Consider the following 14164-nt stretch of genomic DNA (forward strand, 5'->3'; position numbering starts at 1 on the left):
TGTTGCACTGCACAAAAACAGTTGCTATGCTGCATCGCAAGATAGCTTAAAAGGCTACTCAATCAACAAGCAGCGCCAACCTCTGGATAGCTGCTTTTGGCAAGACTAGACCCTGGAGGGTATGACGATGCGTACTTTAAACACTAACGAAATGACTCAGCAATTTGACAACATGTTTATGGCGCCAGTACGCGCTTATATGGCGTTGAGCATCGATTACAGCGAAAAAATGGTCAATGCTCAAATGGATGCCAGCAAAGCCTATTTCGACACAGGCGTTGCGCAGATGCGCCAGATGATGGATGTCAAGGATGCAGAAGGTCTGCGTAGTTACATGGAAGGCCAGCAGAAAGTTGCTAAAGACTTAGCCGAGCGCGCTAAAGGCGACGCAGATAAAGTTGTATCGCTACAGCAGGACTTTATCCAGAAAAGCCAGAAAATCACTGAAGATAACGTCAAGCAGGCGCAAACTGCCGCTAGCAAAATGACGAAAACTGCCTAAACCAACAAGGTTTAAGTAATCCGTAACGCCACTGCTGGCCCTGCCAGCGGTGGCGTTTTAGTCTCTGCGCCATCAATTTTCATCTATGTTTGACCAACTACCTACGTTTCACTAACCATCTCATTTCACCAACCATATCACTTCACCAACTATCTCAGTTCACCAACTAAGTGCAGATTTCACAAACGGTATGGTTAGTTTACGCTTGGCCGATAAAGACGCTTTATCCAGTGTTTCCACCGCACGGCAAAGCTCGCCTAACTCGCGCGGTCCACGATGCAAAATATAGCGCCCGACGTCATCGGGTAGCTGCATTCCTCTTACGCTGGCACGCAGTTTTAAAGCTGCCAAACGCTCTTCATCGTTCTCTAAAGGGTGTACGTGGAAGGTTACTCCCCAAGTCAAACGTGAGGCCAAATCGGGCAGTACCACATTTAACTGGCGCGGGGAGGCGCTTGCCGTAATCACCAGCTTTTTACCGGCGTCACGCAGCCGATTAAAGGCGTGAAATAGCGCTTCTTCCCAACGTTTACGACCAATCACACACTCCAGGTCATCAATAGCGACAAGATCCAAGCGCTCAATATCTTCCAACATTAATGGCGGAAAGTGGCCTAAATCACTCAGCGGCAAATAAAGCGTGCGCTTGTCAGCGTCCGATGCAGCGTGGCAAGCGGCTTGAAGCAAATGACTACGGCCAACACCAGGTGCGCCCCAGAGATAAAGAAACTGTTCCCCCGTGGGGGTTAACTGCTGGGTAATATGCTCAACCAGCGGTGCGTTTGCCCGCGACGCATAATAGTTATCGAAAGTAGCGTCATCCCGCAGCCCGATCCCCAGTGGAAGCTGTGCCGGTATTCGGCTCATGGTGATTCCCCAAAATCTTTACGACCCTGCTTATCACGACCCAACTCATCATGATATGAAGAACTGGATTCAATTATCGTTGACTGGTTGTCGATGTTTTTATCGTCGTACAACTCACTATGTTGGTAACGAACCTTAACTTCTTTAAGTAGCACTAGGATGACCGCCGCGACGGGCAGTGCTAACAGCACCCCTGTCAGTCCAAATAGATTGCCCCCCGCCAGCACGGCAAATATGACGGCGACCGGATGCAGACCGATTTTATCACCTAGTAACTTAGGCTGTAGGATCACACTCTCAGCCATTTGGCCGACACTGAACACCAAAATGACGCCGACCACGGCCCACCAAGTAGCGTACTGGAAAAGCGCGACAACAAGAGCGATGACTAACCCAACGATAAAGCCCAAAAACGGTACGATGCTGACTAGTCCTGATACAAAGCCGATTAGTAGGCCAAAATTCAGGCCCATCAGCGTCAAACCTACCGAATAAATAATTCCTAAACACAGCATAACGAGCAACTGCCCGCGCAAAAATGAGGAAAGCACTTCATCGCAGCGGCGCGCTAAGCGAAAGGTATCATCTGCCCACTGACGCGGAATCAAATTGGCAACATTATCGAGCAGACGGTTCCAATCCAAAAGCAAATAGAAAGTCACGACGGGTATCAAGGCCACATAGGTAATCCAAGAAACGAATGCCATCCCCGAACGGCCAATTTGGCCTAAGGCCTGGGCTAAATAGCCACCGGCATCCTGCCAGTTTTCAGCAAGGGTTTCGCGGACATTAGTTAATTCCGCCGTCACATCGTAGCCAGTCCACTCCTGCACCTGTGGGGCAAGGATATTTTCCACCCAGTTGAAGATGCTCGGGATGGCTTCTCCCAATTGTTTAAGCTGCTGGACAATCAGCGGAATCAATATGAGCAAACTCACCACAAGAATAAGGAGTAACACCAAAAACACACTACTTACCGCTAATGGGCGGTTCATCCCCCAACGCTGGAACTGGTTTGCTAACGGATCGGCTAGATAAGCGAGAATCATCCCAGCAATAAAAGGCATCAGTACTGCATCTAACAAATAAATCAAACCGCCGATCACCACTAAAAACAGGACACCCCACCAAGAATTCCGCATAGTTCCCTCTCAAACGTGGCTTTAAACCAACATTTTCATTAAGCGCTACTATTTTTACTTACCACTACTATGCCGCATATGAACAAAAGCTGCTCGTATGCTTTTCATCATGTGTCACAGCGGTGCGACCTGAGCCGCTGAGTGTTACAATCCGCTCAAGTTAAGCCCAGCACTGGCTTTGTCGCCAGCACTACCAGCACCGCTAATTGCTTCACAGGATCTGTCATGACCGAGACCTCCTCTTCTTCGGCTACTCCTTCCCTCAGCTATAAGGACGCAGGCGTCGATATTGATGCCGGTAATGCCCTGGTTGACCGCATCAAACACGTTGCCAAACGCACCACACGCCCAGAAGTCATGGGCGGGCTGGGTGGTTTTGGCGCGCTATGTGAAATTCCGGCGGGCTATCGGCAACCCGTGCTTGTCTCGGGTACCGATGGCGTCGGCACCAAACTGCGCCTCGCGATGGATCTTGGCAAACACGACACGATTGGGATTGATTTAGTCGCGATGTGTGTCAACGATTTGATCGTGGCTGGCGCCGAGCCGCTACTATTTCTTGACTACTATGCCACGGGTAAGCTCGATGTGGATATTGCTGCTGACGTTGTCACCGGCATTGGTGCTGGCTGCGAGCTGGCCGGCTGTGCACTGGTCGGTGGTGAAACTGCCGAAATGCCGGGCATGTACGAAGGCAGCGATTACGATTTAGCTGGTTTTTGTGTCGGCGTAGTTGAGAAAGCAGACATTCTGGATGGCAGCAAAGTGGCCGAAGGTGATGTCATCCTGGGGCTTGCCTCCTCAGGACCACACTCCAACGGTTACTCGCTGATTCGCAAAATACTCGACGTCAGTAACGCTTCGTTGACCACCGACATCGACGGCAAGTCTTTGGGTGATGCATTGATGGCGCCCACCCGCATTTATGTGAAATCACTGCTCTCGTTAATGCGCGGTAGTGACATTCCTGTGCACGCACTGTCACACATTACCGGTGGCGGTCTGCTTGAAAATATTCCCCGCGTTCTACCGGATGATCTCGCTGCTCATATTGATATTAATAGCTGGCAGCGCCCTGCCGTATTTGACTGGCTGCAGGCACAGGGCAACGTCAACGAAACCGAAATGCACCGTGTGCTTAATTGCGGTATCGGCATGGTCGTTGTGGTGCCACAACAGCAAGCAGAGCGTGCAACGGCACATCTAGAAGCTGAAGGCGAAACTGTTTACCGCCTAGGTCAGATCACCAAACGTCAAGGGGAAGCCGTTATTCTGGAGAACCTCTCGGCATGACCAATACGGACTATCAAAGCGACACTATCAAAGACGTGACGCCAGACCCCCTCGGGGCCCGCCGTATCGTGGTGTTGGTTTCAGGTAACGGCAGCAATCTGCAGGCCTTGATTGATGCCCAGTCCCATGACCGTTTAGGCGGCGGAGAGATTGTCGCGGTTATTTCCAACGTCGCTGATGCCTACGGATTGAAGCGTGCCCACGAAGCGGGCATTGAAGCAGTCGCCCTGCCCCATCGCGAATACGATAGCCGTGAAGCTTATGACGGCGCGTTGATCAAAGTCATTGAACGCCATGAACCGGATCTTATCGTCCTGGCAGGCTTCATGCGTATTTTGACGCCTCGCTTTGTTCAGCGTTTCTTAGGTCGCATGCTGAATATTCATCCTTCACTGCTCCCCGAGTACCAAGGTCTTAATACTCACGCCCGTGCCCTGGCAGCCGGTGTTACCAGCCATGGGTGCAGCGTGCACTTTGTCACCGAAGAGCTGGATGGTGGGCCCGTCGTGCTGCAAGCTGAGCTCCAGATCAGCCCTGACGACACGGTGGAAACACTGCAGGAAAAAGTGCGTTCCCGTGAGCATCTACTCTATCCGATTGCGGTGCAGTGGTTTTTGGAAGGTCGACTGCAGTTCAGCGCCGAAGGCGCCAAAATGGACGGTCACCTGTTACCTGAGCATGGAATGCGGCTTTCTCACGCCGACGCGGCTGAAGAGCTGGATGAGGAGTTGGACGCAGAGCTGGATGATGAACAGCAGGACTAATTAATGCTTTCTCGCCGGAAATGACTGTTCACTCAGCATGAATCAGAAACGCCTGACGGCTTTATCACCGTCAGGCGTTTTTGTCAGCAAAGCAGTAAGGCTAGGTGCGCGGCAAAGTAACACCGCGCTGGCCCATGTACTTTCCTCCGCGGTCTTTATACGAGGTTTCGCACACCTCATCGGACTCTAAGAACAACATCTGCGCAACACCCTCATGGGCATAGATTTTCGCTGGCAGATTGGTGGTGTTAGAAAACTCTAGTGTCACGTGGCCTTCCCACTCGGGCTCCAGCGGGGTCACATTGACAATAATGCCACAGCGCGCGTAGGTGGATTTTCCCAAGCAAATAGTCAGCACATTACGTGGAATCCGGAAGTACTCGACCGTACGGGCCAGTGCAAAAGAGTTGGGCGGAATAACGCAAACATCGCCTTTAATATCGACGAAGCTTTTCGCATCAAACGCTTTAGGATCAACTATCGCTGAGTGAATATTAGTAAAGACTTTAAATTCATCTGAGCAGCGTACGTCATAGCCATAGCTTGACGTGCCGTAAGAAATCACGCGTTGGTCGTTCACATAACGCACTTGCTCGGCTTCAAACGGCTCAATCATCGCGTCGCTTTTGGCCATGCGGCGAATCCAATTATCAGATTTGATACTCATGTGTTACTTCTTCACTCGCTAAAGGAAATAGTGGGTCCATCGCCTTGATTGGCATTAACCGCTTCGGCTACTTTTTGGGCGATAGCAGCAAAGGTCTGGCTCACCGTCCCCTCAGGTTCAGATATGACACTCGGGCGTCCTGAATCCGTCAGTTCCCGGATGGAGAGCGTGAGTGGTAGCCGTCCAAGCACTTGAGTATCGTACTCTTGAGCGATGCTATCTCCGCCACCAGTACCAAAAATAGCCGCTTCATGGCCACAGTTTTCACAGTGGTAAAGGCTCATATTTTCCACTACGCCCAGTACCGGCACGTTAACCTTGCGGAACATCTCGATCCCTTTGCGGGCATCTAAAAGCGCAATATCCTGCGGGGTAGTGACAATCACCGCGCCTGCCACAGGTACTTTCTGGGCCAGGGTAAGCTGGATATCACCAGTGCCTGGGGGCATATCAATCAATAGGAAATCAAGATTATCCCATTGGGTTTGTGTCAGCATTTGCTGGAACGCGCCGACAACCATTGGCCCACGCCATACCATCGGCTCGCGGGTATTGACCATAAATGCCATCGACATCGCTTGAAGGCCATGCGCTTCAAGCGGAAGAAATTTATTATTGGCCCCCGCCTGTGGACGTACGCCCTCTTTTACACCCAACATCTGCGCCTGACTCGGGCCGTAAATATCTGCATCAAGTACACCCACGCGGTGACCCTGCGCCGCCAAGGCTAACGCCAAGTTGACGGTGACGGTGGATTTTCCCACGCCCCCTTTGCCTGATGCCACTGCAATAATATGCTTTACCCCATCCATCAATGGCACTCCTCGTTTAGGCTAGTAATTAACGTTGCAGGAATGATACTCCTCGGGGCTGCATTCATAAACCAACAAACAAAAAGCGGATGCCAGTCACCCGACATCCGCTCTTGTGTTGCTACTCTACAACGTTACCGATTTTCTCTATTAGCCAGCAGCGTTTTGCTGTGCTTCTTCACTGCCACCATCGCTATCGTTGGCGCTCTCATCGCCATTGCTAGACGCTTCTTCTGACGAATTCTCTTGTGCAGAACTGTCATTTGAAGAGCTGTTATTTGAAGAACCACCATTTGAAGAGCCGCCTTCTGACGAGTCACTTTCTGAACCACTGCCCTGGGAAGAGGAAGTGGCTTCACCAGCTGACTCCTCCGCATCGGCCAAACGGCCGTCGAGTGTGGAAAGCTCATCGCGCCATTCACCAAGCTGGCTCTCTAAACGCTCTAGTTGGCTTTCACGCTCTTCAATATCACTCTCAACGCTCGACACTTCCTCACGGCCCATCTCCAAAGCGACCATGACGTCATCGAGCTCGGTGCGCACGTCGCTCAAGCTCTGCTCTTCCTCTTCGCGAAGCGCCGTTAGCGAATCAACTTCGTTTTGCAGCTCATCGCGTTCGCTAGTGATGGAGTCACGCTCGCTTTTTAGGTCATCAAGCTCGCTTTGGGCGGTTGAGATTTCCTCTTCTAAACCACTTAGCTGTTCATTTGACTGGCTAATCTGCTCTTCCAGCCCGGACAGTTCCTCTTCCGTGTTGCCCAGCTCTTCAACCGCTTGTTGGCGCTGTTCCTCGGCTTCTTGACGGGCGGCTTCTGCTTTCTGACGAGCTTCTTCAGTACTAGAGCGCGCTTCTTCAACTTGCTGGAGAGTACTTTCCGCTTCATCGCGAGTGCTGATGATCTCGTCGCGTTCTTCACGCAGTCCGCTCATCTCACTTTCAGCGCTCTCTATCTGCTCATTAAGAGAGGCGATTTCTTCTTCCAGCGCATTTCGCTCGGATTCAAGTTCTTCTAACCGCGACTGCACATCGCTGACGTTGGTTTGAGCACTCTCAAGCGACGAGTTGGCCTCTTCCTGCTGAGCCTCAAGAGAAGCCATCTCCTCTTGCAGTGCAGCTAAATTGGTTTCAGCTTCCTCTATTTCGCTAATGCGCTGGCTCATTTGGCTATTTTCTTGCTCAACGCTAGCGAGCTGCTCTTCTAAGCTATCAACACGATCCTGGCGAGAACCTGCGTTAGACTGCGCCATGATCGCCCAGATAACCGCAATAGCAGCGATCCCTGCAATCGCTTTTACTCGGTTATCTTGAAAGAGAGTTTTCATATCCGTCTTTTTGGCCGGCTCTGTCTTTTTTGCTGGCTCCGGCTTGTTGGCCGGTGACGGGTGATCCGTATTATTTGTTTCCGACATTATGCGTTCCTCTTTGGTCTAAGCTAACGTTGGCTCAGCTAACGGTAATCAATTGCACTTGTAATGCACTAGCCGTGGATGATTCTCCCTTTCAGCATACACAGCTCACTGTATCTAGCCAGTTTGTTAGTAACAATCGTATATAAATGTTGCTCTAACGTTACCACTACCCTCTATGATGAACCACGTTAATTTGAAGGGGGGTGTTTCCCCTCATGGAAGCCTGATGCTTGGCCATTGTGCACATCAAACCAACTGAGCGTCGTATGCAGCGACACCACACTTCCCACTATTAGCAGCGTAGGCGGTTTAATGAGACCCGCCAAGAAAGTAGCTGGCAACGCTGACAAACATCCAATATGGGTTAGCTGTTGGCGCGTTGTCCCTTGCTCAATCAAGGCAAGCGGTGTTTCTGGCGCTAAGCCATGCTTTATCAACGCCTGACTAATGACGTTCACGCTACCCAATCCCATATAAAACACCAGCGTCTGCCCTGGCCGCGCAAGCGCATCCCAATCAAGATCACACTCACCTTGCTGTAAATGACCTGTCACGAAACGCACCGACTGAGCATGATCGCGATGGGTCAGCGGTATTCCCGCATACGCCGCACAGCCCGAAGCCGCGGTTACTCCCGGTATAACTTCCACACTAATGTGCGCCGCCACCAGAGCCTCAAGCTCTTCACCACCGCGCCCAAAAATAAACGGATCGCCACCTTTGAGGCGAACAACGCGCTTACCTTGCTGTGCCCATTTTACTAGCGCCTGATTAATGCCATTTTGAGGAACGCTATGCTGCGAGCGCGCTTTACCGACATAAAAGCGCTGCGCTTGCGGGGGTATAAACGCAACAACCTCATCGCTGACTAGGCGGTCATACAGCACGACTTCAGCGGTCTGCAGTCGCTTGTAAGCTTTCAGCGTTAATAACTCTGGATCGCCGGGCCCTGCCCCCACTAAACTGACAAAGCCATACGAGCGAGACATTTGCTCTCGTGCTACTTCCAAGAAACCACCTCAGGAATAAAAAAGTTTTTTAATATGCAAAAAAGTAATTAATTTTATCACTAAATGCCAATAACACATCGACTATTGCTTATAATTCAACCTTTCATATGTTATATGATAATATATATATTCTTAAAAAATATAAATTTTAACCATACTGTCTGCAATTACTTACATATTGATTACGTAAATAGCGCTAATCTTCACTTCCAAAATTAAATTGGCATATGCTTGGAGATTCACGCATGCCCGTGAATGATATAGACGCACCCCAGCGAATCAGTGCAGACCATTTGATACCCCTCATTCCTGGCGTCATCTTTCAATTACACCTCGCTCGTAACGGTCATATGCGCTTTCCCTATATAGAGGGTGGCGGTGAGGCTCTCAAACATATTGACCGAGATCTGCTCTCACAAAATGCTGGAGAGTTGGTTGAGCAATTAACCGGCAATGATCACCCCAAAATTATGTCAGCGATCGAACGTTCAGCACGCTGGATGCTGCCGCTGACGACCCGCTTTTTACTACCGTTCCCGAAAGAAAAACCTCACTGGATTGCGGTGAGCGCACGACCAAAGACGGTCGCGGACGGAGTGCAGTGGAACGGCATAATGATGGACATTAGCGACCAGGTCTCCGAGGAGCAGCGTCTTCGTAAACTATCCGATACAGACCCGCTCACAGAGTTACCCAATCGGCGCAAATTGATGGTGCACTTAACTAATATAGCCTCACTCAGCACCCGCCATGGCACACCGCTCTCCATCATGATGATCGATATCGATCATTTTAAACGCCTTAACGACCGCTGGGGCCATTTGCACGGTGATGACGTGCTCAAACAGTTGGCGACACAAGCGCAGTCACTACTGCGCTGTGAAGACATGATCGCCCGCCTGGGTGGAGAAGAGTTTATGGTCGTGCTGCCGCTCACATCGCTGCAGCATTGCCATACACTTGCCGACCGAATACGCCATGCCATCAGTGTGTACGACTTCGGCATGGGCGCTGGCCAGGTAACGCTAAGCATCGGGATTGCCGAATTTCGTTGTGGCGAGCCTCTTACGAGTTTGATCGAACGGGCCGACCAGGCGCTGTATACCGCCAAGGATATTGGTCGCGACTGCGTTTGCCTTCTACGCTAGTAAGAAATACCCCGCTAGAGGAGCAAAAAGATGGCAACGCTCGCTGAATCTACCTGCGAACCCTGCGGTAAAAATGCTCAGCCGCTAAGCTTAGGAGAAGCCCAAGAGCGGCTAAAAAGCCTCAGCCAGTGGCAGATTGTCGAGCACGATGGCATCATGAAGCTGTCACGGAGTTTTACATTTCGCGACTTCGCCAGCGCATTGGCATTCACCCAACGCGTTGGTGATATTGCAGAGCAGGCTGGCCACCACCCCGTTATTACCACAAAGTGGGGCAAAGCCACCGTCACGTGGTGGTCTCATGCTATTAAAGGCCTGCATCTAAATGACTTCATTCTTGCCGCCAGAACCGACGAGGTAGCCGAATAAATGTTTGAGCATATTGAGCGAGTCCCAGGAGACGCCATTCTCGGGCTGATCGAAGCTTTCAAAAAAGATACCAACCCGCAAAAAGTGGATTTAGGTGTCGGTGTTTACCGTGATACCCAAGGCAATACGCCGGTAATGCGCGCTGTTAAGGAAGCAGAAGCTCGCCTGCTCAAAAACGAAACGACAAAAACCTATATCGGTTCTCACGGCGCGCCTAGCTATGGCGAAGTCGTGCTGCCCATGGTTTTTGGCGCTGATTCATCCGTCTTAAAAGCCAATCGTGCCAGCGCCACCCAATCACCAGGCGGTACCGGCGCGCTGCGCTTGGCTGCAGATTTTATTGCCACACAGCTGCCGGGTAAGGGTATCTGGGTAAGTGACCCGACATGGCCGAACCACCACGGCATTTTTACGGCAGCTGGTATTGAGCTGCACAAGTACCCTTACGTTGACCCCGACAACCGTCTCGACTTTGACGGCATGCGGTCAGCGCTGAAAAGCATTCCTGAAGGTGATGTGGTGGTGCTACACGCCTGCTGCCATAACCCTACCGGTTTTGATCTTTCCCATGACCAGTGGCAGGAAGTGCTGGAAATCGTGCGTGAACGCAAGCTGCTTCCGCTGATCGATTTCGCCTATCAAGGCTTTGGCGAAGGTCTGGATGAAGATGCTTATGGCGTGCGCCTGCTGGCAGAGAACCTTGATGAAGCGATCATCACCAGCTCATGCTCTAAAAACTTTGGTATTTACTGCGAGCGTACCGGTTGCTTGATCATGGTGGCCAAAAATAACGAGCAGATGGACAACATCCGCTCTCAAGTCGCCATCGTTGCCCGTGAGAACTACTCGAACCCGCCCGCTCACGGCGGCTCTATCGTCAGCGAAATTCTCCACGACGCCGAACTGACCGAGATGTGGCGTGAAGAACTCACCGAAATGCGTGATCGCATCAATACCCTGCGCCGCGACTTTGTGGAAGCACTGAAGCCCTACGGACTGGACGAGAAGTACGCCTGCGTTGCTGAGCAGCGTGGCATGTTCTCCTACACCGGCTTAACGCCGGAACAGGTCGATCGCCTGCGTGACGAGTTTGGTATCTACATGGTGCGCTCGGGTCGCGCCAACGTAGCGGGCTTCTCACATGAGAACCTCCCCTACCTTGCCAAAGCGATTGCCGCTGTTAACGACTAATCGCCAAGCAGCAACGCAGTAACAAACGCCCAGGCAACGCCTGGGCGTTTTCATGTATTAGGCACTTGACCGATTAGTCAACACTTCGGCACACTCAGTATAGCCTTGTATACAACACACCATAATCAAGAGGCCTAACATGGCGGCTGCCAGCACTCACTATCCGTGGTACAAAAAAGAAGACACTGACGCATTCTTCGCGCTATTCCAAAACAACATCGCCAACTTTGTCATTATCGCCATCACTATGCTGGGCATGGGGTTTCCTGCCTCCATTGTCTACGGGCAAGTGCTGCCCGGTGCAGCGGTAGCGGTGATGGTTGGCAACTTCTACTATGCATGGAGCGCGGCAAGGCTGGCACGCAAAGAGAACCGGGCGGATGTGACAGCGCTCTCTTACGGTATCTCGACGCCGGTGATGTTCGTATTCCTGTTCGGCGTATTGCTACCCGCCAAACAGCTCACCGGCGATGCGGAAATGGCTTGGAAAGTGGCTGTTGCCGCCTGCTTTATAAGCGGTGCCATTGAAGCCGCGATCAGCGTGATTGGCCGCTGGGTGCAATACCACCTACCAAGAGCCGCCATGCTTGGCGCGGTGGCTGGCGTTGCACTGACGTTTATCGCCGGAGAAATGCTGTTTAAAACACTCGAAATGCCGATTATTGGCCTGCTGGTGTTAGCGATTATCATTGTTGGCTTAGTGGCCCGCGTCAGCATGCCCTTTAAGCTTCCAACCTCGCTATTTGCTATTATCGTCGGTACCGCTATGGCCTACTTGATTGGCGACGCTGGCACCGAACGGTTTAGCGATGCCTTTACCCACCTAGGCTTTTATCCGCTGCTTCCCAATCTGGCTTGGTTTGAAGGGCTGGGGCTACTGCTGACCAGCATGCTCGCAGTGCTGACCGTGGTGCTGCCCATTACGCTGTATAACGCTATTGAAACCATGAACAATGTGGAAGCAATGGAAGCGGCAGGCGATAAGTACGATGTGCGCGAATGCCAGGCAGTAGATGGCGCAGGCACTATGATTGGTGCGCTATTTGGCGGCGTCTTTCCCACTACGGTTTATATCGCCACGGTAGGCGCTAAATGGATGGGCGCGGGCCGGGGATACAGCCTGCTGAATGGCGCCGTATATGCCTTAGCCACCATGTTCGGTCTCATTGCTGCGCTGGCAGCAATTATTCCCGTTTCTGTAGTGGCGCCTATTCTAGTCTTTGTTGGCATGTCGATGATTGCGACCGCCTTTCAAGCCAACGACACGCGCTACTACCCGGCCGTGGCGCTGGCCATGCTGCCCTACTTTGCTAACTACGTGATGACGCGCTTTAATCGCGGGGCTGGCGAGGTGGTGACCGATATCTCAAGTGCCATCGTAGTAATGGGCCAAGGGGCCATGTTTATGGCGATCCTGCTGGGCGCTATGACGGTATCGGTGATTGATCATCAGTTTAGGCGTGCAGCCGCCTTCGCAGCGATTGCGGCGGGTTTTTCGTTTTTCGGACTAATGCACGCCCCTAAACTCGCTTTCAATGCAGCGCCTGAGTTTGTCATGGGCTACTTGGGTATGGCACTACTGTTTATGTATTTTTCCTATCAGGAAGCAGCACGCAAGCGTTAATTGATGAATCCCGCCTGACGATGCGGGCGGGATAAAATACGCCGCATAACGAGCCATGCCATAACGCCTGCCAGCAGATTCCCCACGGCCGCACCCGCCGCCAGTCCCCACCAACCGAAGAACTGCGAGCCTAACCATAGGCAAGGCAAATAACAAATAAACAGCCGCGCACTGGATAACAGCATGGCTCGTAATGGCCAACCTAACGCATTACCTGCCGAGACGACTAGCATGCAAATACCCAGTGCCGCATAGCTAGGCAGCAGAAAACGAATCAGCAGTGTCAGCTCGCTTTGCACATCCGGGTTGCCTGCCAATGCCATCGCTAGCCAGGGCGCTCCCAGTGCCAATACTATACCGAGACCCAGTTGCCAAAATAGCGCGACTTTTATAGCCAACGTCATAAGCTGCTGAATCTGCCCCCAATCACCGGCACCGTAGCAACGCCCTAACCACGGCGGTAGCGACATGGTCATGGCCAGAATGACCATCAGTGAGAGTGTTTCCAAACGGCTTGCCAAGCCCCAGGCGGCCACTTCGCTTTCACCCAGGCCCGCCACAACAGAGATTGCCAGCATCGCAGCCAAGGGCGGCATCAGCTGGCTGACCATGGCCGGTGCGGCAATACCCGTAAATGGCCGCCACGACTGTTTGGCCTCTTGCCACAGTCCCTGCTGAGCGGCCCACTGGCGTTTAAGTAATTTACGCGTGGTCACCAATAGACCTACTGAAAAAGCAATCGCGGTTGCCCAGGCTGCGCCAGGTAGCCCCCCGCCTTCCCAATCACCTATGCCAAAAATCAGCAGTGGATCGAGAACAAGGTTCACAAGGCTACTCAGCACCATCATTTTGCCTGGTAGGCGGGTGTCACCATGGGCACGAAAAACGCTGTAGCTGAAATAAAGCAGTGCCCCCAACCATGCGGATAGCAGCTGAGGTGCCCAATAAATGCGGATATAGGAAAGCGTCGTTTCATCCGCGCCCAGCAGTTGAAAGATAGGTACATAAAATATCCATAATGCGATCGCCAAGAGGCCGATGACGCCGCCACCCGCCATAAGCACCAAACTGCTTAAGCGTCTCGCCCGGGCTTCTTCACCCGCCCCCAATGCCCGCGAAATAAGCGCGGCAATCGCAATCCCCATCCCTACCTGAATGCCGATAATCAGAAACGACAAAGGAAAGGTAAATGATTGCGCGGCCAACGGCGCAGTACCCAAACGAGCAATAAATGCGCTATCAACAAGTTGAAAACCCAATAGCGCCAACACCCCAATGGCCATAGGCCACGTTTGACGCCATAGGGTTATCGCCAACTCTTTTTGTTGCATGACAGCAGCCAAGCACTCTCTCCTTAGGTGATGG

Annotated in this window: 14 protein-coding genes; 7 read left to right on the plus strand and 7 right to left on the minus strand. The window is 52.0% G+C overall.

Translation table 11 applies throughout. From position 1 onward, the window contains the following. The first annotated feature begins 127 nt into the window (after positions 1-127). A complete protein-coding gene (locus ACXUPB_RS12125) occupies positions 128-502 on the plus strand; it encodes a phasin family protein (RefSeq protein WP_008956219.1) in 375 nt (124 codons plus the stop codon). A 159-nt stretch (positions 503-661) separates the two neighbouring features. On the opposite strand, the gene hda is transcribed toward ACXUPB_RS12125, so the two are convergent. Both hda and ACXUPB_RS12135 read right to left on the minus strand, forming a co-directional pair. Next, positions 662-1369, minus strand: a complete 708-nt coding sequence (gene hda / locus ACXUPB_RS12130) for a DnaA regulatory inactivator Hda (RefSeq protein ID WP_179917145.1) — start codon at positions 1367-1369, stop codon at positions 662-664. Further along, positions 1366-2511, minus strand: a complete 1146-nt coding sequence (locus ACXUPB_RS12135) for an AI-2E family transporter (protein ID WP_335596303.1) — start codon at positions 2509-2511, stop codon at positions 1366-1368. The genes hda and ACXUPB_RS12135 overlap by 4 nt, the downstream gene beginning before the upstream one ends. Before the next feature lie 225 nt (positions 2512-2736). On the opposite strand from ACXUPB_RS12135, the gene purM reads away from it, so the two are divergent. Beyond that, on the plus strand, positions 2737-3804 hold the full coding sequence (gene purM / locus ACXUPB_RS12140; protein ID WP_335596302.1) for a phosphoribosylformylglycinamidine cyclo-ligase: 1068 nt from the start codon (positions 2737-2739) through the stop codon (positions 3802-3804). After that, positions 3801-4568: a phosphoribosylglycinamide formyltransferase gene (gene purN, locus ACXUPB_RS12145; protein WP_335596301.1), complete on the plus strand. Its 768-nt coding sequence runs from the start codon at positions 3801-3803 to the stop codon at positions 4566-4568. Before purM ends, purN begins: the two co-directional genes overlap by 4 nt. A gap of 100 nt (positions 4569-4668) precedes the next feature. On the opposite strand, the gene dcd is transcribed toward purN, so the two are convergent. From dcd to cobA, 4 genes are all read right to left on the minus strand, one after another. Continuing rightward, positions 4669-5235 carry a dCTP deaminase gene (gene dcd / locus ACXUPB_RS12150; protein WP_008956214.1) on the minus strand — a complete coding sequence of 189 codons (567 nt, stop codon included), beginning with the start codon at positions 5233-5235 and terminating at the stop codon, positions 4669-4671. An 11-nt stretch (positions 5236-5246) separates the two neighbouring features. After that, positions 5247-6047, minus strand: a complete 801-nt coding sequence (gene apbC, locus ACXUPB_RS12155) for an iron-sulfur cluster carrier protein ApbC (RefSeq protein WP_335596300.1) — start codon at positions 6045-6047, stop codon at positions 5247-5249. 150 nt (positions 6048-6197) lie between these two features. Then, positions 6198-7457 carry a coiled-coil domain-containing protein gene (locus ACXUPB_RS12160; RefSeq protein WP_335596299.1) on the minus strand — a complete coding sequence of 420 codons (1260 nt, stop codon included), beginning with the start codon at positions 7455-7457 and terminating at the stop codon, positions 6198-6200. A gap of 188 nt (positions 7458-7645) precedes the next feature. Beyond that, on the minus strand, positions 7646-8446 hold the full coding sequence (gene cobA / locus ACXUPB_RS12165; RefSeq protein ID WP_179917139.1) for a uroporphyrinogen-III C-methyltransferase: 801 nt from the start codon (positions 8444-8446) through the stop codon (positions 7646-7648). A 266-nt stretch (positions 8447-8712) separates the two neighbouring features. Here cobA and ACXUPB_RS12170 point away from each other — a divergent pair, with 266 nt between their 5' ends. The 4 genes from ACXUPB_RS12170 to ACXUPB_RS12185 all read left to right on the plus strand — a co-directional run bounded on the left by ACXUPB_RS12170 (position 8713) and on the right by ACXUPB_RS12185 (position 12799). Then, positions 8713-9615: a GGDEF domain-containing protein gene (locus tag ACXUPB_RS12170; RefSeq protein WP_179917138.1), complete on the plus strand. Its 903-nt coding sequence runs from the start codon at positions 8713-8715 to the stop codon at positions 9613-9615. Positions 9616-9645: 30 nt separating this feature from the next. Beyond that, on the plus strand, positions 9646-9984 hold the full coding sequence (locus ACXUPB_RS12175) for a 4a-hydroxytetrahydrobiopterin dehydratase (RefSeq protein ID WP_472952608.1): 339 nt from the start codon (positions 9646-9648) through the stop codon (positions 9982-9984). Beyond that, positions 9985-11175, plus strand: coding sequence for an amino acid aminotransferase (locus tag ACXUPB_RS12180; RefSeq protein ID WP_008956208.1), 1191 nt, complete (start codon positions 9985-9987; stop codon positions 11173-11175). It abuts the gene before it with no gap. Positions 11176-11314: 139 nt separating this feature from the next. Then, positions 11315-12799, plus strand: a complete 1485-nt coding sequence (locus tag ACXUPB_RS12185; protein WP_179917135.1) for an NCS2 family permease — start codon at positions 11315-11317, stop codon at positions 12797-12799. Here the strand turns inward: ACXUPB_RS12185 and ACXUPB_RS12190 are convergent. After that, a complete protein-coding gene (locus ACXUPB_RS12190; RefSeq protein WP_472956749.1) occupies positions 12796-14130 on the minus strand; it encodes an MATE family efflux transporter in 1335 nt (444 codons plus the stop codon). The two genes, ACXUPB_RS12185 and ACXUPB_RS12190, sit on opposite strands and share 4 nt — an antisense overlap. Between the last annotated feature and the right edge of the window lie 34 nt (positions 14131-14164).

The organism is Vreelandella sp. DA03-1M, from assembly GCF_055725665.1.

Bases quoted from the DNA above. Each gene is read 5' to 3' on its own strand.
- ACXUPB_RS12125 (WP_008956219.1), top strand. From the start codon at position 128: ATGCGTACTTTAAACACTAACGAAATGACTCAGCAATTTGACAACATG.
- hda (WP_179917145.1), bottom strand. From the start codon at position 1,369: ATGAGCCGAATACCGGCACAGCTTCCACTGGGGATCGGGCTGCGGGAT.
- ACXUPB_RS12135 (WP_335596303.1), bottom strand. From the start codon at position 2,511: ATGCGGAATTCTTGGTGGGGTGTCCTGTTTTTAGTGGTGATCGGCGGT.
- purM (WP_335596302.1), top strand. From the start codon at position 2,737: ATGACCGAGACCTCCTCTTCTTCGGCTACTCCTTCCCTCAGCTATAAG.
- purN (WP_335596301.1), top strand. From the start codon at position 3,801: ATGACCAATACGGACTATCAAAGCGACACTATCAAAGACGTGACGCCA.
- dcd (WP_008956214.1), bottom strand. From the start codon at position 5,235: ATGAGTATCAAATCTGATAATTGGATTCGCCGCATGGCCAAAAGCGAC.
- apbC (WP_335596300.1), bottom strand. From the start codon at position 6,047: ATGGATGGGGTAAAGCATATTATTGCAGTGGCATCAGGCAAAGGGGGC.
- ACXUPB_RS12160 (WP_335596299.1), bottom strand. From the start codon at position 7,457: ATGTCGGAAACAAATAATACGGATCACCCGTCACCGGCCAACAAGCCG.
- cobA (WP_179917139.1), bottom strand. From the start codon at position 8,446: ATGTCTCGCTCGTATGGCTTTGTCAGTTTAGTGGGGGCAGGGCCCGGC.
- ACXUPB_RS12170 (WP_179917138.1), top strand. From the start codon at position 8,713: ATGCCCGTGAATGATATAGACGCACCCCAGCGAATCAGTGCAGACCAT.
- ACXUPB_RS12175 (WP_472952608.1), top strand. From the start codon at position 9,646: ATGGCAACGCTCGCTGAATCTACCTGCGAACCCTGCGGTAAAAATGCT.
- ACXUPB_RS12180 (WP_008956208.1), top strand. From the start codon at position 9,985: ATGTTTGAGCATATTGAGCGAGTCCCAGGAGACGCCATTCTCGGGCTG.
- ACXUPB_RS12185 (WP_179917135.1), top strand. From the start codon at position 11,315: ATGGCGGCTGCCAGCACTCACTATCCGTGGTACAAAAAAGAAGACACT.
- ACXUPB_RS12190 (WP_472956749.1), bottom strand. From the start codon at position 14,130: ATGCAACAAAAAGAGTTGGCGATAACCCTATGGCGTCAAACGTGGCCT.